The sequence below is a fragment of the Sphingopyxis sp. genome, from assembly GCF_050725655.1.
In the GTDB taxonomy this organism is placed as follows: Bacteria; Pseudomonadota; Alphaproteobacteria; order Sphingomonadales; family Sphingomonadaceae; genus Sphingopyxis.
Genome location: NZ_JBOHHT010000117.1, coordinates 1 through 23,383 on the forward strand (window position 1 = coordinate 1; position 23,383 = coordinate 23,383).

A 23,383-nucleotide genomic window follows, 5' to 3' on the forward strand; every position below is an offset into this window, starting at 1 on the left:
GGCGAATAGTGCAGCGCTGCTGCCCCTCCACCACTCGCTTTCGCAAGCGGTCCGCCTCCCCATCGCTGCGCGACAGGGAGAATTTTTTACCGGCAATCTTCGATCACGCGGCCGATTTCGGACTGGACGGGCAGCGTCAGCGCGCCGCCGCCCGCCGTTTCGAGCGCGAAGCGGCCGCGGCTGAACGCGATGCGGTCGAGACGCGGGTCGCGGTTTGTCAGGTTCGCACTGCCGCCGTCGAAGCGGATCTGGTCGATCCCTGCGCTGGTGCGCAGGCTGACATTGCCGGCGAGCGCCGAGGTCATCCGGATGCCGCCGCCGCTGCAGGTCAGGCTGAATAGCGGGTTCGAACTGCCGGTCGGGACGAACGCCGCGACCTTGCTTCCGGCATCATAGCGCCATGCGCCGCGGTCGACTGCGCGGTCCTCCCACGACTGGGAAGGCGTGGGCAGCGGGGTGGGCGTCGGTGCGGGGGCGACGGGTTGCGGAGCGGGCGGCGGTGTCTCGGGCTTGGGGATCGCGGTGCAGCCCACGGCGACAAGCATCAGCGCGCCCGCCATCCCATAGCGAAAACCCGTGTGCTTGCTGCTCATCCTAAAAATCCCTGCCAATCAATCACTTCGTCGAGCTGTGCGCGCGGCACCGGCCATTGATTCACCGCCGCTTTGGTATCGGCATAGCCGATCGCCAGCCCGGTGAACAAAATCTGCCCGTCGTCCAACCCCAGCGTCCGGCGGATCGTCGGGCCGTACATCGCCCAGCATTCCTGCGGGCAACTGGCGAGGCCATGTTCGACGAGCAGCAGCATCACCGATTGCAGCCACATGCCCATATCCGACCATTGCGGCGGGCCCATGATGCGCGAACAATGGAGGAAAAGCATCACCGGTGCGCCGAAACCCCGATAATTCTCCACGAACTGAGCGATCCGGCCGCGCTTGTCCTCACGCGAGATGCCGAGCGAGGCATAGAGCGCCTCGCCGACGCCGAAGCGGCGCGCCTCCCACGGTTCGGTCAGCCCCTTGGGATAGATGTCATATTCGGGCTCATAGCCTTCGCGCCCCATCGCGGTCCGCGCCGCGACGGCGTCCTTCACCGCCTGCCACCGCTCGCCGGTCACCAGCGTCGCCTGCCACGGCTGGAGGTTGCCGCCCGAGGGCGCGCGCTGCGCGGCGGCGAAGATGTCCTTGAGCAAAGCCTGTTTGACCGGCTGACCGGTAAAGGCGCGCACCGAACGGCGCGCGTGCAAGGCCCGGGTGACGCCATTCTCAGTTGCAGGGGTGTCAATCGCTGGCATATTTATCCTCTCGCCGCTTGCCGAACAGCAATTTGCGTTCGAGCCGGGCCTTGAGCTGGCGGTAGTAGGAAAGCAGGAAGACGTCATCCTCTTCGGCGACGGGGCGCCCGATCTTGGCGCGGATTGCGTCGGCGACCTCGCGCATCGCGCGCGGATCGCGGCCACGGAGCACGCGTTCGAGCTCCTGCAGCTCGAAAATGCCATAGACGGCGAGTTCGGCCTCGCTGAATGCGATTGCGTCGGACTCCTCGCTGCTCGCGGCGATGTCGGCATCGAGTTTCACCCGCTGCGCCATCACGACCCAGGTTCCCGCGATCAGGTCGCCCATCCGCATCCGGTCGCGGTTGAACAGCAGGAACAGGCTGAGGGTCAGCGACCAGAGCACACCCGCAAGGATGAGCCAGCCCGACACCGCATCCTCGGCGACGCCCGCCCCCAGCATCATCAGCGGCAGAAAGATTTCGAGCTCGCGGATCAGGTTGCGTGCGACGACCGCGTCGGCGGTGAGGCGGCCGCCGTCACGCGCGACGACGCGGATGCCCATCAACCTTTTGCCGGGCGTCGCGGCGCGCGAACCCAGCTCGAACCCGATGAACCAGAAGGTGCGCAGCAGGAAGGCGCCGAGCATCCAGATGACCTCGGTGACGTCCGATCGCGAGGCGACGCCGATCCACAGCATGGCCAGCCAGAAGAGCAAGAGCGCGAGCTGGATCAGGATCAGGTCGACCAGCAGCGCCCCGAACCGCAGCCCCGAGCCGGCGATCTTCAATTCCAGGTCGACGCCCTCGGGCGTGATGAACTGACGGATCTTTTTGGCGCTCGCGGCGCGCTGCCGGGCATTGGCCTGTGCGGCAGCGGTCATGTCACATCCTCGCGCCGCGGGATGTAATAATAAGCGAGCCAGAACAGCAGCATCAGCGAGCCGATCGCATAGCGCAGCATCGTGTCGGTGATCAGCTGACGGCCGAAGCCTTCGAGGAGGCCAGCGACGAACAGCATGATGATCACCCCGACCATCACCTTGCCCGCGGTGCGCCCCGCCTCCGACGCCGCCTGCAACCGACCGCGCGCGCCGGGGAAGACGACCGCGGTGCCGATCCTGAGGCCCGCTGCGCCCGACAGCGCGGCGGCGAACAGCTCGGTGGTGCCGTGGATGAACAGCCAGCCGCCGAAATCATAACCCAGCCCCTTGGCCGAGAAGACGGCCAGCATCGCGCCGAGTCCGATGCCCTGATAATATTCGAGCATCATCGTCGGCACGCCAAAGGCGAAACCCAGCGCAAAGGACAGGATCGACACCTGGCTGTTGTGGGTGAACAAATAGGTGGCGAAGACGTGCAGGCCGCTTTCACCCTCGCCCGCCACCGCCTTGCCGTGGCCAAGCGTCGACTGGAGGAATTCGACCGTCGCGCGCGGGTCGCGCCCGCCCGACATCTCCTCGTCGACGAAGTTGAAATACCATTCGGGATTGCTCGCGACGAGCGAATAGCTGGTCAGCGCGCCGAGCAGGATGATCAGCGAAATGACCAATGTTTCCTTCCACACCGATCGCACCGCAGCAGGCCAGTCGTAGAGGAAGAAGCGGCGGAGGCGGTTGAGCCGACTCTCGCGCACGCCATAGACGAGGAAATAGCCGCGGATCGACAGCGCCTCGAGATGGTCGAGCAGCGCCTTGTCGAGGCTGGTCGCGCGCGCGATCGACAGCGACGACAGGGTGGCGCGATAGAGCAAAGGGAGCTGTAGCAGCTCGTCGCTGGTCAGCGCGGCGGCGCCCTTTTTCTCCAGTTTGGTGAGCAGCAGGTCGAAAGCGATCCAGTCGGCCTCGCGCTCGGCGCGAAAGCGGCTCGTCGAAAAAGTCGGGGCGTCGAGCGCGCGCGCCGGGGCTGCGGGCGGGATCACAGGCTGCCGGCCCGTTTGATGCCGAGATAGGCTTCGACCGCGTTTGCGGCCATCGCGTCGGCGGGCACCTCGATGACGTCGGCACCGAGGCGCTGGAGCCGCGCGATCACCAGCTGCCGGTCGCGCAGCATCGCTGCGGCGACGTTCGCGCGCGTGACGTCGGCGCCGCTTTCGGGGCGGCGGCGCTCTTCGGCCTCGACCTCTTCGTCCTTGATCACGACGAACAGCAGGCGGTGTTTCTTCACCAGCCGTCCCGCGGCGCGGATCATCAGGTCGGCGCTCGTCGCATCGGTGAATTCGGTGAACAGGACGATCAGCGAGCGGCGGTTGAGTTGCGTCGACAAGGTCGTCAGCGCGAGGGTGAAATTGCTTTCGACATGCGCATAGTCGATCAGGCTCGCGGCGCGCTGCAGCGCCGGGAAATCCTGCGTATGCATATAGGCGGGGGTCAGCGTGTGCGGCTTTGCGGCGAAGGAGAAGAAGCTGATCCGGTCGTTGAGTTTCAGCCCGACATAGGCGAGCAGCAGTGCCGCCGACACCGCGCGGTCGACGCGCGGCATGCCGCCGACGGGCTCGGCCATCGTCCGCCCGCTGTCGATCGCGAGCACGACGCGGTTATCACGTTCGACGCGATATTCCTTGGCGAGCAGTTTGACGTGGCGCGCCGAGGCGTTCCAGTCGATCGCGCGGCGGTCCATCCCCGGCTGATATTCGGCGAGCGCCTCGAACTCGGTGCCTTCACCGCGGAAACGCTGTTGGCGGAGGCCGAACCAGCTGTTGCGCTGGAATAGCCGGCTGCCTTCGTCGGTCACTGCGCGCAGGCTGGGGACGACATGGATCGCGCCGCCGATCGCAAATTTACGCTGCTTCCAGACGAGCCCGAGCGGCCCCGCCCAGCGGATCCACAATGCCTCGACCAGCGCTTGCCCGCGCCGCGATGCGGTGAGCGACAATGTGCGGACGAGCGCTTCGCCCGAGCTCGTCCGGCGCATATCGTCGGCGAGCCGCCCGCCCTCGGCAAGCCGTTCGTCGAGCGCGAGTGCGAATGCGGCGCGCGGCGGTACGGCCTTCCCGTTCGTGGTAAGCGACAATTCGAACGGATCGCCGACTCCGACCTGGTGCGGAAAACGCGCATCGAGGCTGAGGTGGCGGGGGTTTGCTCCCGCGATCGTGTCGAGTATCAGGCACGCGAGGATCACCCCGATCCAGCCGGGCGCGACCAGCCACAGTTCGGGCCGGATCAGTCCGAGCGCGAGCGCCATCGGGGCGCCCAGCAGCAGCAAATATATCGCTCGCCGCGTCGGGTAGATCACCGCGGGACGTCCTCGCGTTCGAGCAGCGCCGCAACGACCTGCTCGACATTGCGGCCCTCGATTTCGGCGGCGGCCGACAGGATGACGCGGTGGCGCAGGACGCCAGCGGCGAGGCGCTGGACATCGTCGGGGATCACATAATCGCGGCCGTCGAGCGCCGCCGCGGCGCAGGCGGCGCGCGCGAGCAAGGTCGCGGCGCGGGGGCTCGCGCCGCATTCGAGGTCGGCGCTCTCGCGTGTCGCGCGGACGATGCGGACGATATAATCGACGATCTCGTCGGCGAGGCGCACCGCCGCGATCGTGTCGATCGCGGCCTCGATCGTCTTGGCGTTCGCCACTTCAGCGACGCCAAAATCGGCGACCGCAGGGCTTTTGAAGCGTCCACCATGATCGGCGACGATCCGCCGCTCTTCGTCCGCGGCGGGATAATCGACGACCAGCTTGAACAGGAAGCGGTCGAGCTGTGCCTCGGGCAGCGGATAGACGCCCTGCTGTTCGATCGGGTTCTGCGTCGCGAGCACGGTGAAGCGCGGGCTCATCACATGCGCCTCGCCGTTGATCGTCACGCGCCGCTCCTGCATCGCCTCGAGCAGCGCGGCCTGCGTCTTCGGCGGGGTGCGGTTGATTTCGTCGGCGAGCAGCAACTCGGTGAAGATCGGCCCCTTGGTCAGCGTGAAGCTCGACGTCTGGAAGTTGAACAGGTTCGACCCCAGAATGTCGCCGGGCATCAGGTCGGGGGTGAACTGGATACGCCCGAAACCGAGGCCGGTCGCGCGCGCGAACGCCTGCGCGAGCAGGGTCTTCGCGGTGCCCGGCGGGCCTTCGAGCAGGACATGCCCGCCCGCCAGCAGCGCGATCGTCACCATGCGGGTGAGCGGCCCCTGCCCGAACACGACCTTGGCGACCTCGCCCTCGATCGCGGCACCGAGAGCCTGGACGCTTTCGACGGGGTTAGCTGTCACGGAGTAAATCCTTCCTGATGTCGTGCAGCGCTTGCGCGCCCTCTAGAAACTCATGGGTGTTGCGCGCGAGCGGCAAGCGCCGCGCGAGGCTGGAGAAAAGTTCGCTTCCCGCATCGAGATGCTTGTCGATCCAGCGGTCGGTCGCCGCGTCGTCGAGCCCGCCGGGGGCGTGCAGCCGCCGCGCGATCGCGATGCGCTGGCTCTTCACAAAGGCGTCGGCGCCGTCGAGTTCGCGCCGCGCCTGCCGGATCAGGTCGGCGCTGTTCGCGATCAGCGCCGCCTTCGACACCGGGATCGCGCGGCGGGGATTGAGCGCCGGGCCGAAACGCATCCATGCCTGCCACAGCGCGAGCAGCCCCGCGGCGATCAGGCAGAGGGTGATGCCGATGAAGGGCGGGACGAAGGCGAAGCGCAGCAGCGAACGCTGACCGCCGAAGCCGTTGAGCGTCAGGTCGAAGGCGAGGCCATCGGCATCGGCATCCTCGGCGATCGCGTCGATCAGGCTCGCCGCCGCCGCCGCCTTTTCGTGGCTGGAAAAGGCCAGGTTGTTGATGAGATCGGGATCGGCCAGAATATAGAGATCGCGGTCGCGCACGCGCGCCAATATAGCGCTGCCATCCGCTGCCGTAATCAGCGGGTCGAGGCCATCGCCCGTGATCGTATGGAGCTGGCCAGGATCTATCAGGCGTATTTCGTGTCCGCCGACCCGGCCCAGCGCGTTCTCATTGGCCCATTTGGCCCGGCCGACGCGGACCTTGCCGAAATAATCCTCGGGCAGCAGTCGTGCCGGGGGCAGGACGGCGAAGCCGGCGCTGACCCAGCCGGGCTTCGGCGCCTTGCCGGGGATGACTCCCGTCGCCCATTTGGGAAGCACGACCAGTATCGGCGCGTCGCCCTGCGCGACGAAAAGCTCCTTCATCTCCTCGGGCCGGGTGCGCGCGGTCGGGGTCAGGACGACGAGCTGCGTATAGTCGTCATATTGCGTGGGCTCGACCCGGCGCCGCAGATCGACGTCGGCACCGGCGCGCTCGACCAGATCGACGATGCCGGCATAGCCCGGCGCGGCCTTCGACAGCGCATGGCCGCCGCCGTCGTTGCCGCTGCTGACCTGCGGGCCGAGCGCGATCAGTGCCCACAGCGCGACAAAGGCAACGATGCCGATCGCGACGACGGCGGCGATCAGGCGCGGGTTGAAGCCATCACTGGTCGCGGCCGTATCGCTCATGCACGCGCCCAATTCTTCGGCACCGTCAGCTCGGCATAGGCGCTGCGGCACGTCTGCCATGCGCCGGCGTCGATCGACCGTCCGCCGAACAGGCTGATCTCGACCGCGCGCGCGATGCGGCTGAACGCGTCGCGCGCGGTCGCGGGCAGGTCGCGCGCTTCGGCGAGATCGCGTGAGGTCATCGCGGGCTTGACCAGCCCGGGACGACGGCCCTCGATGTCCTCGACACTGCGATAGAGCAGCAGATGCACCGCTTCGGCAAAGCGCCCCTCGGCGGCGAGCGCATCGGCCTCGGCGAGCAGCGCGCGCGCCGCGCCCGCTTCGGCCAGGCCGGCGACGTCCTCGGCATCTGCCTCGCCCGCCTTGCGGCGGAAGGGCAGATTGTCGACCCAGCGCGCGAAGGCGGGGACGAAATGATAGAGAAGAAATAGCAGCAGCACCGCGACCGCAATCCACATCAGCGGCTTGGCGGCGGGGGCGCTCCACTGGAAAAAGCTGCCGATCGCGTCGAACAGCGATCTCAGCCACTCGGGTGTCGGCGGCGGGGGCGGCGGCGGGGGCGGAAAGGCGGTCTGGATCTCGCCGCCCGCGATCGTCTGGCTATAGCCCGGATCGACGAGTTCGGGATCGAGCAGCCAGGCTTGGCTGGGCGTGTCGGACGCAGCCGACGCCTGAGCGATCCACATCGATATCATGTTGAAATTGTGGTTCCGCCCCGGTCGATCATCGCGGTAAGTGGTAGCGCGAGCCTGATCGGGAAGGCAAGACATGCTTGCGCGCGAAACTGCCCCGTTCTAGCGCGCGAAGAGTTTAGACGGAGGACCAAGGTGGACGCAGCGCAGGCGGTGCATGAAAAATTCCTTGCGGCGCTGGCCGAAGGACGGTTGCCCGATCGCGCCGACGCGCCCGACCCTGCGGTGGTTGGCCTGTCGCGCGCTGACGCGACCGATGTCTTCCTGTCGCAGCTGACCAGCCGCCAGATGGACCGCCTGTCGCGCCATCTGCAGGCGCGGGGCGAGGGTTTCTACACGATCGGCTCGTCGGGGCACGAGGGCAATGCCGCGGTCGCGGCGGCGCTGCGCGTCACCGACATGGCGTTTCTCCATTATCGCTCGAACGCCTTTCAGCTCCACCGGTCGCGCCAGCTTCCGGGCGGGACGCCGACGTGGGACATGCTGCTGAGCTTTGCCGCCTCGTCGGACGATCCGATCTCGGGCGGACGTCACAAAGTGATCGGATCGAAGCCGCTCAATATCCCGCCGCAAACCTCGACGATCGCCTCGCATCTGCCAAAGGCGGTGGGCGCGGCCTTCTCGATCGGCATCGCGCGCCGGCTCGGCATGACCGGGCTGCCGCTTTCTGACGACGCGGTCGTGCTGACCAGCTTCGGCGACGCGTCGGCGAACCATTCAACCGCGCAGGGGGCGTTCAACACGGCGGGCTGGGCAGCGTTCCAGGGCTCGCCGATGCCGCTCATCTTCCTCTGTGAAGACAATGGCATCGGCATTTCGACGCGCACCCCGACCGGCTGGATCGAGGCGCAGTTCCGCCACCGCGCGGGGCTCCACTATATCAAATGCGACGGCACCGACCTTGTCTCGGCCTATGCCGGCGCGGCCGAAGCCGCCGACTATGCGCGGCGATACCGCAAGCCCGTCTTCCTCCATATGGCGACGGTGCGCCTCTATGGTCATGCCGGCTCCGACGTGCAGGGCGCGTATCTGCCCAAGGCGCTGATCGAGGCCGACGAGGCGCGCGACCCGCTGCTCGCCGGCGCGGCGTTGATGGCCGGGCATGGCTGGATGTCGCCCACAGAAATTGCCGAAGCCTATGAGGAGATCGGCACGACGCTGGCGCGGCAGGCCGAGGCGGCGATCCTGCGCCCGAAGATCACGACGTCCGCGCATGTGATGGAGAGCCTCATTCCGCCGAAGCGCGAGGTGGCGCGGATCAACACGCCGTCGGACGAGGATCGCAAGGCGATGTTCGGCAGCGACGCCGGCGCGATGGACAAGCCGCAGCATATGGCGCGACTTTTGAGCTGGGCGCTCGCCGACCTGATGCTCGCGCACAAGGAAATCGTCGTCGCGGGCGAGGATGTCGGGCCAAAAGGCGGCGTCTATAATGTCACCGCGAAGCTCCACCAGCGCTTCGGATCGGCGCGCGTTGTCAATACGCTGCTCGACGAACAGGCGATATTGGGCCTCGCGATCGGCATGGCGCACAATGATTTTCTGCCGATGCCCGAGATCCAGTTCCTCGCCTATGTCCATAATGCCGAGGACCAGATCCGCGGCGAGGCGGCGACGCTCAGCTTCTTCTCGGACGGGGAATATACCAACCCGATGGTGCTGCGCATCGCGGGACTGGGTTACCAGAAGGGCTTCGGCGGCCATTTCCACAACGACAACAGCCTCGCGGTTTTCCGCGATATTCCCGGCGTGATCCTCGCGGTGCCGTCGAACGGGCGCGATGCGGTGGCGATGCTGCGCGAATGCGTGCGGCTTGCACGCGAGGAGCAGCGCGTCGTCGTTTTCGTCGAACCGATCGCGCTCTATATGACGCGCGACCTGCACGAAGAGGGCGATGGGCTGTGGACCAGCGCCTATGAGGCGCCGGGCGACGGCGCGCCGGCCCGCTTCGGCGATGTCGGGGTGCACGGTCACGGCACCGACCTCGCGATCGTCACCTATGGCAACGGCTATTATTATTCGCGGCAGGCGGAAAAATTGCTCGCCGCCGACGGCGTCAAGGCGCGGGTGATCGACCTGCGCTGGCTCGGCCCGGTCGACGAAGAGAAGCTCGTCGCCGCGGTCGGCGACGCGAAACGCATCCTGATCGTCGACGAATGCCGCATCACCGGGTCGCAGAGCGAGGCGCTGATGGCGACCTTCGTCGAACGCACCCCGGGCAAGAAGCTCGCGCGCATCGCCGCCGACGACAGCTTTATCCCGCTCGGCCGCGCGGCGACGCTCACGCTGCCGAGCCGCGATTCCATCCATGCCGCCGCGAAGGAGTTGCTGGCATGAGCGCGCGCAAGATCGCGCTCGTCGTCGCACCCGGTCGCGGAACCTATGGCAAGGGCGAGCTCGGCAGCATCGCCCGGCTGCACGGCGCGCGTTTCGGCGACCTGATCGCCAATTTCGACGCGCAGCGCCGCGAGCGCGGCCAGCCGACGGTGACCGAACTCGACGGCGCCGACCGCTTCAGCGTCGGCACGCATATGCGCGGCGATGTCGCGGCGCCGCTGATCTACACCGCGACCCTGCTCGATTATCTCAGCATCGACCGCGACAAATATGACGTCGTTGCAGCGCTGGGCAATTCGATGGGCTGGTACAGCGCGCTTGCGCTCGGCGGCGCGGTGTCGGTCGAGGACGGATTTCGCATATCGAACGCGATGGGGCTCAACAGCCAGACGCACGGACCTGGCGGGCAAATCCTGTTGCAGGTCGTCGACGAGGACTGGCGCCCGGTGCCGGGGCTGCGTGACATCTTGCTCGGCCTTGTCGCTGACATATCTGCACGTCCCGGCCATGCGCTCGCGCTGTCGATCGACCTTGCCGGCATGCTCGTGCTCGCGGGCAATGAAGACGGTCTCGCCGCGCTGCTCGCCGAAGCGCCGCCGACCCCCGGGCGCGATCCGCTCCGCCTCGCGGGCCACGGCCCGTTCCACACCCCGCTGATGTTCGGCAGTTCGGACAAGGCGAAGGCCGAGCTCCCGCATTCGCTCTTTCACCGCCCCGCGCTGCCGCTGGTCGACGGGCGCGGCCATATCTGGCGCCGGCATGCGAGCGACCCGGCGATGGTGCGGGATTACACGTTCGGGCACCAGATACTGGCGCCTTATGATTTCGCGCTGTCGGTGCAGGTCGCGGTGAAGGAATATGCGCCCGACGTCATCATCCTGCCAGGCCCCGGCGACACGCTGGGCGGCGCGATCGCGCAATCGCTGATCGGCATCGGCTGGCAGGGAATCCGGAGCAAGGCCGATTTCGCGGCGCGACAGGCGGCCGACCCGATCCTGCTGTCGATGGGCCGCGCCGAACAGCGCGGGATCGTTACCGGACAAGGATAGGGCCGGCAGAGGAGGAACATCCCCTGCCGACCCATTCGCATGGAATCAGGTGGGGTCGACCCCATGCGGATGAACGGCAGCGCCAATGGGGACCAACTCAAGGGCGGTACACCGTTCATGTCCTTTATAGGCGCACCGCGCTGCATCCGGCCGGGTTCCCGCACAATCAAACGCCAAAACGGAGCGGATTGCCCGGCGCGCCGCGCGCGAACTCGGCGATAAACTGGAGCCGCAGCAATTCGGCAACATTGCCGGCGCCCGCGCGGCGCATGATGTTCGCGCGGTGCACCTCGACGGTGCGGGGGCTGAGCGCCAGCTGACGCGCGATCGCCTTGTTGCCGAGACCCGCGGCGATCGCATCCAGTATGTCGCGCTCGCGCGGCGTAAGCGCCGCCAGCCGCGCCTCGGCCTCGCGGTGCCGGTCGGTCGCGCCCTGCCGCGCGCGCCATTCGGCGAGCGCCGCCTCGATCGTGCGGCGGACGAGGCGCGGGTCGAGCGGCGCGGGCAGCAGATCCTGTGCCCCGCCGCGCAGGATCGCGCGCGATTCGGCGATGCTGAGCTGCTCGGCGGCGACAAAGGCGACGATCGCGGCGCGCGCGGCGATGCGGTCGAGCAGCGCCGCGCCGCCGGTCCGGCCGGGCTGGCACCAGTGAAAGAGCAGGATCCCGCACGACTCCTGCCCCTCGGCTTCGATCCACGCATCGGCGCTCGCAAAGCTGCGCACGACCCGTTCGGATCCCGCCGCGAGCACACGGAAACAGGCCGCCCGCTCGGTCGGATCGGGCAGGATCAGATGGATATGGCCCCCGTTTTCGGTCACGAAACCGGGATGCCTGTGATGGCGCCGCGCGAACAGCGACGAACGGTCGGCGATGGCGCCATTCTGGAGCCGCTGACGGACGGCGATTATACGCCCGTGGTCAGTCGGGCGGGTTATGCTTGGCGAGGAAGGTTTCGATCGAGGTCAGCAAGGTCATGCGATCGGCCTGGCGCGTGAAATAATGGTCGGCGAGCGGGACCGATACGAACTCGACCGTCTTGCCGGCTTTCGTCATCGCCGAATACATGCGCGCCGATTGGCCATGATCGACCGTGACGTCCTTCTTGCCGTGGATGAGCAGCAGCGGCGCCTTGATCCGGGCGATGGCATTGATCGGGGAGACGGCGGCGAAATCGGGGGTCATCTTCTGCCATTGGCCGCGATAGAGGCGTTCGCGCATCAGCCCGCCGAAATCATTGACCTCGCGGCGCAGGTTGGCGACGCCGTTGATGGAAATCGCGCAGCGATACAGATCGGGATCCTTGGCGGTCCCCCACATCGCGGCATAGCCGCCATAGGAGCCGCCGACGATGCAGACCCGTTTCGGGTCGGCGATCCCCTCCTTCACGGCCCAGTGGACGCCGTCGGTGACATCGTCCTGCATCGCGAAGCCCAGCTGTCCCTGACCCGCCTTTTCGAACGTGGTGCCATAGCCGGTCGATCCGCGGAAATTGGGCTGGAGCACCGCGTAGCCGCGTTCGGCGAGGAATTGCGCCCAATAGTCATAGCTCAGTTCGTCATGGCCCCACGGCCCGCCGTGGGGCATGACGATGAAGGGCAAATTCTTGTCGCGCCGGCCGCGCGGCATGGTCAGCACACCCTCGATCTCGAGCCCGTCGCGCGCCTTGTACTGGACCATCCGCCCGCGCGAGAGGCGCTTGCCGCCGATCGTGTCGTTCATCGCCGCCAGCTGGAGCATGTCACCCGTCGCCGCGTCGAAATAGAAAAGCAGGCCGGGATTGTCGGGCGTGCTGAACCGCACCAGCATCTTGCTCTGATCGGCGCTCAGGCTCTCGATCCGGACCTTCGATTGCGGCGACGCCGCCTCGAGCGTCTTTTGATGCGCCGCCATCGCCGGATCGATCCAGCGCAAGGGTGTGCTGCGGTCGCTGGTCCGGACGCCGAGCAGCTTCGCCCCGTTCGATGCCAGCAAGGCGCTTTCGACATCGACATCGTCGGCGGCGTAGACGGTTCGCACCGCCTTGCCGGTCGGGATGTCGATCTCGACGACCGCCGAGCGGCCACCCTCGATGTCCTTGATAACGAACCCGTTGTTGCTACCGGGCACGAAGTGGAAGGGAATTGTCAGTTCTTCTTCGGCACCGAGCTTTGCGCTGTCGATCACGCGCAAGCCCCCTTCGCCATGCGATCGAAACAGCAGGGTCGATTGGGTGCTCGCATCGCGGTAGCCGATGCCGAAGCGCACCTGGCCCAGATGGTCGCTACCCCAGTCGACGATATTGGTGCGCGGCCTTTCGACGATCCGTTTGCGCGCGGTCGTCACGTCGACGCGATAGACCGCCGGCCAGAAGTCGGGATCGCTGCCGTAAATCGAATTTTGCGCCGCGACGAGGATTTCGGTGCTGCCGTCGGACGGAATCCACAGGACATCGGATGCGTTCTGCCCGCCGCTGTCCCAGAGCAGCCTGGTGATCTTTCCTGTACCGCGGTTGATGCCGATCACCCGCGAAATATACCAGCGGTCGGCCTCGACCGGCATCAATGCATAGAGGCCGACGATGATATTGTCGTTTCCGACCCAGCGGATCCACGCGACCTGGGTCTGATCGGGAACGGCGACCAAGACCCGTTTCGACCGGTCGCCCAGCAGGGACATCAACATGATGCGTTGCTCGCCCGCGATCCCGAACAGACCCGCGATATGCGTGCCGTCGGGCGACAGGTCGACATCTTCGACAAAGGGAAGCTGGGCGAAGGCGCTGGTCGGCAGCGGGGTAAAGCCGCGGGTTACGGGCGGCGCTTTGGAATCCGTCGCGGCGAGCGTGCCCGGACAGAAAAGAAGCGTTGTCGCGGCGAGAATATACGCTCCCCATGACACCCGCGCCACGCCTCGCTTATGCTTGCGTTCAAGCCCCAACACATCCTCCCCCCGAAAGACAGACAGCTAAATCGTCGGCCGCCTTTTTCCCGAACCAGTCGAGAAAATCAAATGTTACTCGCCACCTGCCCTTTGGGCGTACGAAGACTTGCTGGACACTGGTGCGTAGGGCACTCTGCAGTTTCGCATCTCTACGATCTTTCGGGATCGGCCGTGTTTGAAAAAATAACAGGGCGCATTTCGCTCCGCTAACCGTCTTGTCTTGGAGAAGGAAAAAGGGAGAGACGTGACGGCGGAACCTGCCTCCGAACTCGAGCGGTTGACCCGGAAGTTCCGGCCGCCGCTGATCGCGTTTTTTTCCCGGCGCGTTGCCAGCCTCGCGGAAGCCGAAGACATGACTCAGGAGGTTTTTTTGCGGTTATCGAACGCGCAAAGGGGCAACGAAGAGACGAGTGCCGCCTATATTTTCCGGATCGCCGCCAATCTGGTAACGGATCGGGCGCGCCACGATCGTGTACGCCGGAACTTCGCGGACGCAGTGCGAAGCGACGCCAGCGCCGGCGTTGACGGTTTTGATCCTTTCCGGATTGTTTCCGCGCGCGAATCCATTTCGATCCTGTGGGCCGCTATCCAGGCGCTTCCCGAACCGACGCAGCAGATTTTCATCTTGTACCGCGTGGAGAATATTCCGAAGCAGACGATCGCCGATAATTTCGGATTTCACCTCCGCACCGTCGACAAGCATATTTCGCGCGCCCTGGTCTTCCTTGCGCGCCGCATGGAGCGGCGGACATGATGGTCCCGCAGAATGACAATGATCGCGTCGCCGAGCGGGAGGAGCAGGCGGCCGCCTGGTGCCTGCTCATCGCCGACCGGGCGCTCACCATCAGCGAACAAAGTGATTTCGACGCATGGCTGGCGGCGGACGAGCGCCACGCCCACCATTTCGAACAGATGGTGACGGTGTGGCAGGGAACCGACGCGATCGCCGAAATGCCGGGCTTCCTGTCGCTCCGGGCCGGGGCTTTGACCGCGATGGAAAAGGCGCGCCGCGCGGGGCCGCCCGCTCCGACGCGCCGCCGTGCCGTCGCGACGATGGCCGCTCTCGCGATGGCCGCGGGCATGGGCGCCTGGTATTGGAGCGAAGGGCCCGACGTCTATTCCACCGAGGTCGGCGAGCGGCGGATCGTCCGGCTCGACGACGGGTCGAGTGTCTCGCTCGATGCCGCCAGCCAGATGTCGGTATCCTTCACCGATCATCGCCGCGCGATCATACTCGATCGCGGCCGGGCCAAGTTCGACGTCGCAAAGGATCCGCTCCGGCCGTTTACCGTGACCGCGGGTTCGCAAGCGGTGGTGGCGATCGGGACGAGTTTCAGCGTCGAGCTGCTGCGCGACCAGCTCCGTGTCCTGCTGTTCGAAGGACAGGTGGCCGTCGTTCCGCGCGCCGCGGCTGCGGGGCATCTCAAGAAGCAGCGACCGGTAACCCGGGCGACGACCCAGCTTTTGCCCGGGCAGGAACTGGTCGCCAGCCTTTCGTCGGGCGCGACAGAAATCCTTCCCGTCGACGCGGGGCGCTCGCTCGGATGGGAAGGCGGGCAGGTTGATTTCGTCGATATGCCGCTGACCGATGCGGTCGAGCGGATCAACCGTTACGCGGCATCGCCGATCGTCCTCCGCGATGCGGCGGCCGGCCGTCATCTCGTCAATGGCGTATTCGATGCGGGCGACGCCGACAGTTTCGTCAAGGGCGTGACCTCGCTCTATCCGCTGGTCGCCCACGAAGAAAACGGCAAGATCATTATCGAAACTGTAAATTCGAGTAACGACCAAGAAAAAATGGACCAAAGGTAAAAATCTGGGGCGCAACCTGGTGGGTGGTTCGTCTTTATGACAGAGGGGCAGCAATATCGATCCCTCGCATAGAGGGAGAGGGTATGTCCAATCATCGTTATTTGTTGTCGAGTCTTGCGCTCGGCGCACTGGTTGCCGTGTCGGCACCTGCCTATGCCGAAGCGCGTCAGGTTCAGCAGTTTGATATTCCGGCCCAGGATCTGGGCGGCGCATTGCGCGCCTTTGCGCGCGCCTCGGGCGCGCAGGTGATTTTCGATGGCAAGGCGGTGCGGGGCAAGCGCAGCGAAGCCTTGCGGCACCGGTCGGACGCCGAGGAGGCGCTCCGCGAACTGCTTCGCGGGACGGGCCTGACCTATCGCCGCGATGGAAAGATTTTCGTCATCAGCCCGATGCGCCGGATCGCGCAGCTTCCGGCCGAGACGGCGAGCGCCGCGCCGATAGCCGCTGCGCCCGATACGACGGTCCAGGAGATCAGCGACGGCAGCGAAATCATCGTCACGGCGCAGAAGAGGGCGGAGAAGATCATCGACGTGCCGATCGCGATGACGGCATTGTCGGCGCAGGCGCTGGACGATCGCAAGATCGAGGGCGGCGCCGAATTGCTGCGCGCGGTCCCGAACGTGAGCTTCTCCAAAACCAATTTCAGCATGTATAATTTCTCGATTCGCGGTGTCGGGACGCATGCGATCTCGGCGTCGAGCGACCCTGCGGTGGCAGTCAGCTTCAATTCCACCCCGCTGGTGCGCAACCGGCTGTTCGAATCCGAATTCTTCGACATGGAGCGCATCGAGGTGCTTCGCGGTCCGCAGGGCACGCTTTATGGCCGCAACGCGACCGCGGGGGTGGTCAACCTGATCCCCGCGCTGCCCGACACGCGCGAATTTGCGGGGGCATTGCGCGGCGAGGTCGGCAATTTCTCGACGACGCGCCTCAATGGCATGCTGAACGTGCCGATCACCGACACGCTGGCCGTGCGCGTCGCCGGCGCATGGACCAAGCGCGACGGATTCGATTACAACACATTCACCGGACGCCGCATCAACGACCGCGACCTCTGGTCGACGCGCGCCTCGCTGGCGTGGGAACCGAGCGATCGTTTCCAGGCCAATGTGATCTGGCAGCATTTCGAGGAAGACGACCAGCGGTCGCGCACCGGCAAGCAGTTGTGCACCACCGATCCGGGGCCGTCGATGATCGGGAACGTGGCTATTACCAACCCGTCGCTGCGCGGGCGCGTGAGTCAGGGGTGTCTTCCCGGATCGCTTTATGACGACGCGGCGTTCGGCACGCCTCACGGAGCCAGTCTCGTTTATCTGTATCTGCCGAGCACATCCGTGAATGTCGGCCAGCTTCGCGAGCCGGGCAAGCCAAACCGGACGATATTTCCGGTAAAGGTAGCCGATCCATTTGCCGGGGTGACGCAATCACGAAATTTACGAGAAGTGTCATCTAACTATGATCCAAAATTTCGGGCACAGAATGACATATTTCAGCTGAATCTGGAGTTCAAACCTTCCGATACTTTACAGTTTATTTCACAAACTGCTTATGCTCGCGATAGATTCTTTTCAACACAAGATTATAATCGATACGTTACTGTCCCGCTTTTCGCTGATTCGGCGCAACCAAATCTTTTCTATTTCAATCGGCCCATTAATCCCGCGCTTTTCCCGGGACCGACGCCAGGCGGCATTTTTTGCGATCCGCAACTTGGATGCTCGGATCGCATGGTCTCGGCCGACTTGAGCCGGTCCAAAAACAGGCAATGGTCTCAGGAATTCCGCCTTCAGTCCAGTTTCGACGGCCCCGTGAATTTCCTTGCCGGTGCTAACTATCTCGATTTCAAATCCCAAGATGATTATTACGTATTCAACAATATGTTTACACTAATAGCGAAGTGGCAATACCATCGCGCGCCGCCAAGGGGGCAAAATGGTATAGAATTGCTGCCTTGCGAGTTGGGAGACGAATCAAGAGAGTGCCCCTATGTTGATCCAAATCCGATCGACAGTTTGAACAATCAGGGGCATAATTATTTTCTGAGCCAAAACGGCGTTCGAATACGGTCCTCTGCTTTGTTTGGCGAAGCCTATTGGGATGTTATCGACACGCTCAAATTAACCGTCGGTGGGCGCTACACGCGCGACAAAAAGCGCGCGGATCAGATACCAAGCCAGCTTCTATTGGCCGGCGGCATCAATAATCCCTCGGGTCCCAATTTTGTCGGCAATATCACCGGCGGCAGCGTCAATAGCGGCTATCCCGCTTTGGACGATATCCGCCAGTCATGGGGCAAGTTTACCGGACGCATCGTCCTCGACTGGCAACCGGACCTGAATTTCACCGATGACACGCTGATCTACGCCTCTGCATCGCGCGGATATAAGGGCGGTGGCGTCAATCCACCGCGCATCGATTTCAATCCGAAAGTGGTGCAATATCAGTTCCTGCCGCAAACTTTCAGACCCGAATATGTCAATGCCTTTGAAGTCGGCATCAAAAATAGTTTCGACAACGGGCGCTTCACGCTCAACGCGACCGGGTTTTTCTATGACTATAAGAATTACCAGGTTTCCCAGATTGTCGATCGCATTGCCTTTAACGAGAATTTCAATGCGACGAGTTGGGGGCTTGAACTGGAGGCGGCCTGGCGACCCTCCCGCGCTTTCCGGGTCGATGGCAATCTGGGCTATCTGAGGACGCGGCTGGGCAAGGGGTCGCAGTCGATTGACGTGATGAACAGGACGCAGGGGGATCCCGATTGGGTCGTGTTGCGCCCTTGGCTGCAGGTGCCGTCCAACTGCGTTGCGCCTCGCTCCATCGTCGAAACAATTTTTCAACGGGGATTTTTTCAAGACGTTGCGGTGGGCGCTCTGTGTCCCGGGGCTGATCGCATCGGCAGCTGGAATCCCGCCCGGACCTCTAATGGCCCAGTTTTCTGGCAGCTATTTGGCATCTCTTATGACCCGCTCGCGCCCTATAATCCGGACACGGTCGGCCTGCCAATCAACCAGGGCGGCAGCGGCGCGCCCAATGGCGGTCGCGGTTTTTACGCCGATCTGACCGGCAACGAACTGCCCAATGCCCCGCGCCTAACCGCCAATATCGGCGCGCAATATACCGTCTTTCTGGAAGGCGGCGATTGGGAGCTGACGCTCCGCGGCGACTATTACCGCCAGTCGAAAAGCTATGGCCGCATCTATAACACGTCATTCGACCGGCTGCGGGCATGGGACAATGTCAACGTCGCCTTATCGCTGACGCACCCCGAGTCAGACCTGACATTTCAGCTCTACATCAAAAACCTCTTCGACAAGGCGCCGATCACCGGCTTCTTCGTCAACTCCGATGATACCGGCCTGACGACCAACGTCTTTACGCTGGATCCGCGCATCATCGGGTTCAATGCCGCGATCAAGTTTTGATTTTTCCACTCAAGAAGATGGAGGTTAAATATCGGTAAAAAATGAAGATAATTCCAGTAATTCTATTCACAATAATCAAATTTGACAATTATATGGGAGATTTATCATGAATAAATTTACCTCTGCTATTGCAGCTCTGGCGATGATCGGCTCGGGCCTTGCAAGCGGCACGGCGATGGCCCAGTCCGGGACGTATACGGGAACGGCCGCCGTTTTCAAAGGCATCGCGTTGAATTGCGTGGTTTCAGCGGATTTTGATCCTTTGACTTCGACGGTGGTCCTCTCCATCACCGCACCGGAACCAAACTGTGGATTGTTGAGCATTATCAGCAATCCGCACACCTATTCGGTCTCGGGTTCGACGATCACGGTCGACGATGTCAATGTAAACACGATTACCGGGGGCGGCTGCTTCGACGATCTGATCGCCACCTATGATTCGGTCAACGACACAGTCTCCGTCGATGACGAACTGACCGAACGCGACGGCGGCGGTAATTGCTTCATTACGAGCGATGGTCCCCTCACCCTCACGCCGTAAATTGCTGACGCATTTATAAAGAAGGCGGGCGCAGCCATCGGATGCGCCCGCTTATAAAGGAGGGCGGACGAATGAGTAGGTTTTATTGCTGCGTTTCATCGTTTGCGATTATTAGTTCTGCATTTGTGAGCAGTGCGGCGATGGCTCAATCTGGAGTGTATTCGGGAACGGTCGACGTTTTCAAAGACATCGCATCAAACTGTCATATTTCAGTAATTTTTGACCCCATAGGCATGAAAGCGGATGTCAGTATCGCTTCCCCCGAATCCTTTTGTGCTTATTGGTCCATTAATAGCAATCCGCACGAATATTCTGTATCCGGTACAACAATAACGATCCAAGATGTAAATATGGATCCAAATCGATGCTTCGACGATTTGATCGCCACCTATGATTCGGTCAACGACACAGTCTCCGTCGATGACGAACTGACCGACCGCGACGGCGGCCGCAATTGCTTCATTACGAGCAATGGCCCCCTCATGCACTAAATCTCTGGTGTGATTGTAGACCGGCAGGCGCATCCATCGGGGGCGCCCGCTTGTATCGTTCAGGATTTTTCATGCGGTAGCGATTCGTGCGGCGTCGTGGGGTTTCGGATGTGACGCGAGCAGGCGGGGCATATTCTATCGAGACGATGGGGAGGCGCAGCGAAGATTCCTGACACAATGCGTCTGACGGTGAAACAGTTTCTGCTTTGCGTGCCGCTGTCACTATCCGCGGCGCACGGCACGGAAGCCCATGCCGAAACGGATAAGGGGGACGTCGCGGCGGGGCCGGTTTCGCAAGGAGCCACGCCGCCGGGCGTTATTGTTCGGCTGCGGGACCCCGACGAAATCGTCGTCACCGCCGAGCGCCGCGGCGAAGCGAAGGTCGCGGCGGAAAGCGAGTTCGGCGAGGAAGAAATCGCGACCCAGGGCGTCGACAGCATCCAGGACCTGCTGGCGCGCCTCGCGCCCTTTATCGACGGCAGCGGCGAAGAGCCCGTCATTCTGATCAACGGCAAGCCCGCCGGCTTCGATCGCTCGATTCTCTCCTACCCCGCCGAAGCGCTGGACCGGCTCGCCGTGCTGGAGCCGGAAGCCGCGGCGCACTATGGCGAACCGGCGGGCAAGCGCGTCGTCAATCTCGTACTCAAGAAGAGTTTCGCGATGCTCAATGCCGACGCGGGCGCCGATTTCGCGACCGCCGGCGGCCAATATGGCGGTACGCTGTCGGCCAAACGAACGGTGATCAACGGCGACACGCGCTGGAACGCGCAGGCGCGGGTCGGTGCGGACAGCGCCTTTCGCAAGACCGCGCGCGACATCCCGCCGCGCGGCGGCGTGTTCGACAGCGTCGGTTTCATCTCTGCGCCCGGCGGCGGAGAGATCGATCCCGCGCTCAGCCTTGCTGCGGGGCAGACGGTAACCGCCGCCGCCATCCCGCCGGGGGCGCTGACGGGGGGCCCCGGCCTCGATGCTTTCGCCGCGACGGCGGGCGCGCTCCACCCAGTCGATCCCAACCGCTTCGAAACGCTGCAATCGTCGCGGCGCACCGCAGGGCTCGGCATCGGCGTCACGCGCCCGCTGGGTGACTTCTCCCTCGCGCTCAACCTCAATGCGAACCGGAACAGCAGCGAAGGCGAGCGGGGCCTGCCGATGGTCTCGGTCGTCATCCCCGCGGGCCATCCCTGGTCGCCCTTTGCGGAGGATGTCGCACTGACGCGGCCTTTTGCGGGCGAGCGTGCGCTTCGCGCCGACAATGGGTCCACCTCGATCGGCGCCTCGCTGACGCTGACCGGCAATATTAGCGGCTGGCAGACCAGCCTCGCGGCGAGCTATGCGCGCAACCGCGCGGACAATTTCCTTGAAAGCGGCGTCGATGTCGCGCGCGTTCAGCGATTGATCGATGACCGCGATCCCGCCTTCAATCCCTATGGCCTGTGGGACGAAGGCTTGATGATCGCGACCCGCACCCGGACGAAAGGCGAAAACCTCAACGCGCGGTTCAACGTCCGAAAGGCGGTCATCGACCTTCCGGCGGGGCCGCTCACCTGGAATCTCACCGCCAATACCGGACGCAATCGCACGCAAAGCCGGCAAAGCGATGCCGTGGGGAATTTGATCTCCTCAAACGGCGTGACGCGCAGCCAGTCGAACGGACGGATGTCGCTCAGCGTGCCGATCTCGCGCGACGGCGGGGCGGAAGCGGGCTGGCTGGGCGACCTGACCGTCGACTTGTCCGCCAACGCGCAGGCGATGACGAACAGCCGGCTGCAAAAGGGGTTCGGCGGCAACGTCAGCTGGTCGCCCTGGCCGGCTCTCCAGCTTCGCGGAGGGATCGACTATGCCGACGCCGCGCCGTCGTTCGACCAGCTCGATGCGCCGATCGTCACCACGATCAATCGCATCTTTGACTATGCGCGCCAGGAGATCGCCGAACCCGTCTGGGTCACGGGGGGAAATCCCGACCTGACGCGCGGCCGCCGGCAAAGCCTGACATTCACAGCGACCGTGCGGCCGCTGGGCGGCCAGATACTGACCCTCAACTTCGGTTATCGCCAGTCGGTCGCCAAGGGCGGCTTGGCAGCCTTTCCCGAGCTGACCCCTGCTATCGAGGCCGCGTTTCCCGAGCGGGTCACGCGCGACGCGGAGGGGCGGCTCGTCGCGGTCGATGCGCGTGCGATCAACCTTGCGCGCGACACCAATGCCGATCTGTCCACCGGCGTCGCTCTCCGGCTGGCGCTCGGGGGCAGGGAAGGGCGAGGCGAAACGGCCGGGGATGCGCTGCAGCTCAACCTGTCGCTCAATCACGGCATGCGGTTGAAAAGCGAGCTGCAGACCCGCCCCGGCGTCCCGGTGATCGACCAGCTTCGCGCTGGCGGGCAATCGCGCCACAGCCTGTCGTTTCAGGCGTCGATCGGCAGACGGGGGATCGGCGGCACGCTGAGCGGCAACTGGAGCAGCCCGGGACGATTGCGTGGGGGAGATGAAGTTTTTGTCTTCAAGCCGCCGCTGAAGCTCAATCTTTCGGCATTCATCGAACCCGACCGCGTGTTCGCGATCGCGGGCAACAAGGGCATGATGAGCGGCCTCAAACTGTCCGTCGATATCAACGATCTCCTCAACGGTTATCGCCGGGTGACGCGCGAAGACGGGACGGTGCCTGCGGGATATAGCCGCAACGAAATCGAGCCCCTCGGCCGCGTGGTTCGATTGACGGTGCGAAAGAAGTTTTGATAGCGCGCACGGTCCGCGCGCTTGACCGCTGGTGACCCCTACGGGAATCGAACCCGTGTTTCAGCCGTGAGAGGGCCGCGTCCTGACCGCTAGACGAAGGGGCCTTATGGGTCGGAAATTTGCGGAAAAGGGAGCCGACCGCTCCCATGACCGATGGTGACCCCTACGGGACTCGAACCCGTGTTTTCGCCGTGAAAGGGCGACGTCCTAGACCGCTAGACGAAGGGGCCGTCTGATCGGTGAAGCGGCGCATTAGCCGTGAGTGTTCCCCCGGTCAAGGACTCAATCGGCGCTAATTTAGCCGTGCCGCGAATGGCATACCGCCTGCAGCTTGTTGCCTTCCGGATCGCGGACATAGGCGCCGTAATAGTTGGCGTGATAATGGGGGCGGAGCCCCGGCGCGCCCTCGTCGCTGCCGCCATTCGCAAGCGCCGCGGCATGAAAGGCATCGACCGTTGCGCGGTCGGACGCGATGAAGGCGATGTGGGTGCCATTGCCGACCGACATCGGCTCGCCATTGAAGGCCGGGCCGACGAAGACCTTGGGGCCGGTCGGCGTGCCATAGCCCTTGCCTTCGCTCTGCCGCACGAATCCGGGATGCCCGAGCACCCCCATGATCGCGTCGTAAAAGGGTTCGGCGCTGGCGAAATCGTCGACGCCGATTGTGGTGTGGCTGTACATCGTTGCTG

At 64.2% G+C, this 23,383-nt stretch carries 19 protein-coding genes and 2 tRNA genes; 8 read left to right on the forward strand and 13 right to left on the reverse strand.

Annotation, left to right across the window (positions count from 1 at the left end):
* Positions 1–86: 86 nt before the first annotated feature.
* Genes ACREBX_RS18240 through ACREBX_RS18275 form a run of 8 tightly spaced genes read right to left on the reverse strand, consistent with a single transcriptional unit; the run spans position 87 to position 7,382 of the window.
* Positions 87–593: a hypothetical protein gene (locus tag ACREBX_RS18240; RefSeq protein WP_431563153.1), complete on the reverse strand. Its 507-nt coding sequence runs from the start codon at positions 591–593 to the stop codon at positions 87–89.
* On the reverse strand, positions 590–1,297 hold the full coding sequence (locus ACREBX_RS18245) for a nitroreductase family protein (protein WP_431563154.1): 708 nt from the start codon (positions 1,295–1,297) through the stop codon (positions 590–592). The genes ACREBX_RS18240 and ACREBX_RS18245 overlap by 4 nt, the downstream gene beginning before the upstream one ends.
* A complete protein-coding gene (locus tag ACREBX_RS18250) occupies positions 1,284–2,159 on the reverse strand; it encodes an RDD family protein (RefSeq protein ID WP_431563155.1) in 876 nt (291 codons plus the stop codon). Before ACREBX_RS18250 ends, ACREBX_RS18245 begins: the two co-directional genes overlap by 14 nt.
* Positions 2,156–3,196, reverse strand: a complete 1,041-nt coding sequence (locus ACREBX_RS18255) for a stage II sporulation protein M (protein ID WP_431563156.1) — start codon at positions 3,194–3,196, stop codon at positions 2,156–2,158. The genes ACREBX_RS18250 and ACREBX_RS18255 overlap by 4 nt, the downstream gene beginning before the upstream one ends.
* Complete coding sequence (locus tag ACREBX_RS18260) at positions 3,193–4,458, reverse strand: DUF58 domain-containing protein (RefSeq protein ID WP_431563157.1); 1,266 nt, start codon at positions 4,456–4,458, stop codon at positions 3,193–3,195. Before ACREBX_RS18260 ends, ACREBX_RS18255 begins: the two co-directional genes overlap by 4 nt.
* A gap of 47 nt (positions 4,459–4,505) precedes the next feature.
* The gene (locus ACREBX_RS18265) at positions 4,506–5,471 is read right to left on the reverse strand and encodes an AAA family ATPase (protein WP_431563158.1); all 966 of its coding nucleotides are present in this window, start codon (positions 5,469–5,471) and stop codon (positions 4,506–4,508) included.
* Positions 5,461–6,696 (reverse strand): DUF4350 domain-containing protein, encoded by a 1,236-nt coding sequence (locus tag ACREBX_RS18270; RefSeq protein ID WP_431563159.1) that lies wholly within the window; start codon positions 6,694–6,696, stop codon positions 5,461–5,463. The genes ACREBX_RS18265 and ACREBX_RS18270 overlap by 11 nt, the downstream gene beginning before the upstream one ends.
* Entirely contained in the window at positions 6,693–7,382 is a 690-nt protein-coding gene (locus ACREBX_RS18275) for a DUF4129 domain-containing protein (RefSeq protein ID WP_431563160.1), read from the reverse strand. Before ACREBX_RS18275 ends, ACREBX_RS18270 begins: the two co-directional genes overlap by 4 nt.
* Before the next feature lie 141 nt (positions 7,383–7,523).
* On the opposite strand from ACREBX_RS18275, the gene ACREBX_RS18280 reads away from it, so the two are divergent.
* Positions 7,524–9,725: a thiamine pyrophosphate-dependent enzyme gene (locus ACREBX_RS18280; RefSeq protein ID WP_431563161.1), complete on the forward strand. Its 2,202-nt coding sequence runs from the start codon at positions 7,524–7,526 to the stop codon at positions 9,723–9,725.
* Positions 9,722–10,774: an ACP S-malonyltransferase gene (locus ACREBX_RS18285; protein WP_431563162.1), complete on the forward strand. Its 1,053-nt coding sequence runs from the start codon at positions 9,722–9,724 to the stop codon at positions 10,772–10,774. The genes ACREBX_RS18280 and ACREBX_RS18285 overlap by 4 nt, the downstream gene beginning before the upstream one ends.
* Before the next feature lie 166 nt (positions 10,775–10,940).
* Here the strand turns inward: ACREBX_RS18285 and ACREBX_RS18290 are convergent, their stop codons facing one another.
* Positions 10,941–11,594: a response regulator transcription factor gene (locus ACREBX_RS18290; RefSeq protein ID WP_431563163.1), complete on the reverse strand. Its 654-nt coding sequence runs from the start codon at positions 11,592–11,594 to the stop codon at positions 10,941–10,943.
* Between the two features lie 100 nt (positions 11,595–11,694).
* Positions 11,695–13,662, reverse strand: coding sequence for an alpha/beta hydrolase family protein (locus tag ACREBX_RS18295; protein ID WP_431563164.1), 1,968 nt, complete (start codon positions 13,660–13,662; stop codon positions 11,695–11,697).
* Positions 13,663–13,939: 277 nt separating this feature from the next.
* Here ACREBX_RS18295 and ACREBX_RS18300 point away from each other — a divergent pair, with 277 nt between their 5' ends.
* The 6 genes from ACREBX_RS18300 to ACREBX_RS18325 all read left to right on the forward strand — a co-directional run bounded on the left by ACREBX_RS18300 (position 13,940) and on the right by ACREBX_RS18325 (position 22,694).
* Positions 13,940–14,449 carry an RNA polymerase sigma factor gene (locus ACREBX_RS18300; RefSeq protein WP_431563165.1) on the forward strand — a complete coding sequence of 170 codons (510 nt, stop codon included), beginning with the start codon at positions 13,940–13,942 and terminating at the stop codon, positions 14,447–14,449.
* The gene (locus ACREBX_RS18305) at positions 14,446–15,507 is read left to right on the forward strand and encodes a FecR family protein (RefSeq protein WP_431563166.1); all 1,062 of its coding nucleotides are present in this window, start codon (positions 14,446–14,448) and stop codon (positions 15,505–15,507) included. Before ACREBX_RS18300 ends, ACREBX_RS18305 begins: the two co-directional genes overlap by 4 nt.
* Before the next feature lie 83 nt (positions 15,508–15,590).
* Entirely contained in the window at positions 15,591–18,932 is a 3,342-nt protein-coding gene (locus tag ACREBX_RS18310) for a TonB-dependent receptor domain-containing protein (RefSeq protein ID WP_431563167.1), read from the forward strand.
* Positions 18,933–19,038: 106 nt separating this feature from the next.
* Entirely contained in the window at positions 19,039–19,473 is a 435-nt protein-coding gene (locus tag ACREBX_RS18315) for a hypothetical protein (RefSeq protein ID WP_431563168.1), read from the forward strand.
* A 71-nt stretch (positions 19,474–19,544) separates the two neighbouring features.
* Complete coding sequence (locus ACREBX_RS18320) at positions 19,545–19,964, forward strand: hypothetical protein (protein WP_431563169.1); 420 nt, start codon at positions 19,545–19,547, stop codon at positions 19,962–19,964.
* Positions 19,965–20,153: 189 nt separating this feature from the next.
* The gene (locus ACREBX_RS18325; RefSeq protein WP_431563170.1) at positions 20,154–22,694 is read left to right on the forward strand and encodes a hypothetical protein; all 2,541 of its coding nucleotides are present in this window, start codon (positions 20,154–20,156) and stop codon (positions 22,692–22,694) included.
* Between the two features lie 29 nt (positions 22,695–22,723).
* On the opposite strand, the gene ACREBX_RS18330 is transcribed toward ACREBX_RS18325, so the two are convergent.
* The 3 genes from ACREBX_RS18330 to ACREBX_RS18340 all read right to left on the reverse strand — a co-directional run bounded on the left by ACREBX_RS18330 (position 22,724) and on the right by ACREBX_RS18340 (position 23,375).
* A tRNA-Glu gene (locus tag ACREBX_RS18330) sits at positions 22,724–22,798 on the reverse strand.
* 50 nt (positions 22,799–22,848) lie between these two features.
* A tRNA-Glu gene (locus tag ACREBX_RS18335) sits at positions 22,849–22,924 on the reverse strand.
* Between the two features lie 67 nt (positions 22,925–22,991).
* Positions 22,992–23,375, reverse strand: coding sequence for a VOC family protein (locus ACREBX_RS18340; RefSeq protein ID WP_431563171.1), 384 nt, complete (start codon positions 23,373–23,375; stop codon positions 22,992–22,994).
* Positions 23,376–23,383: the final 8 nt, after the last annotated feature.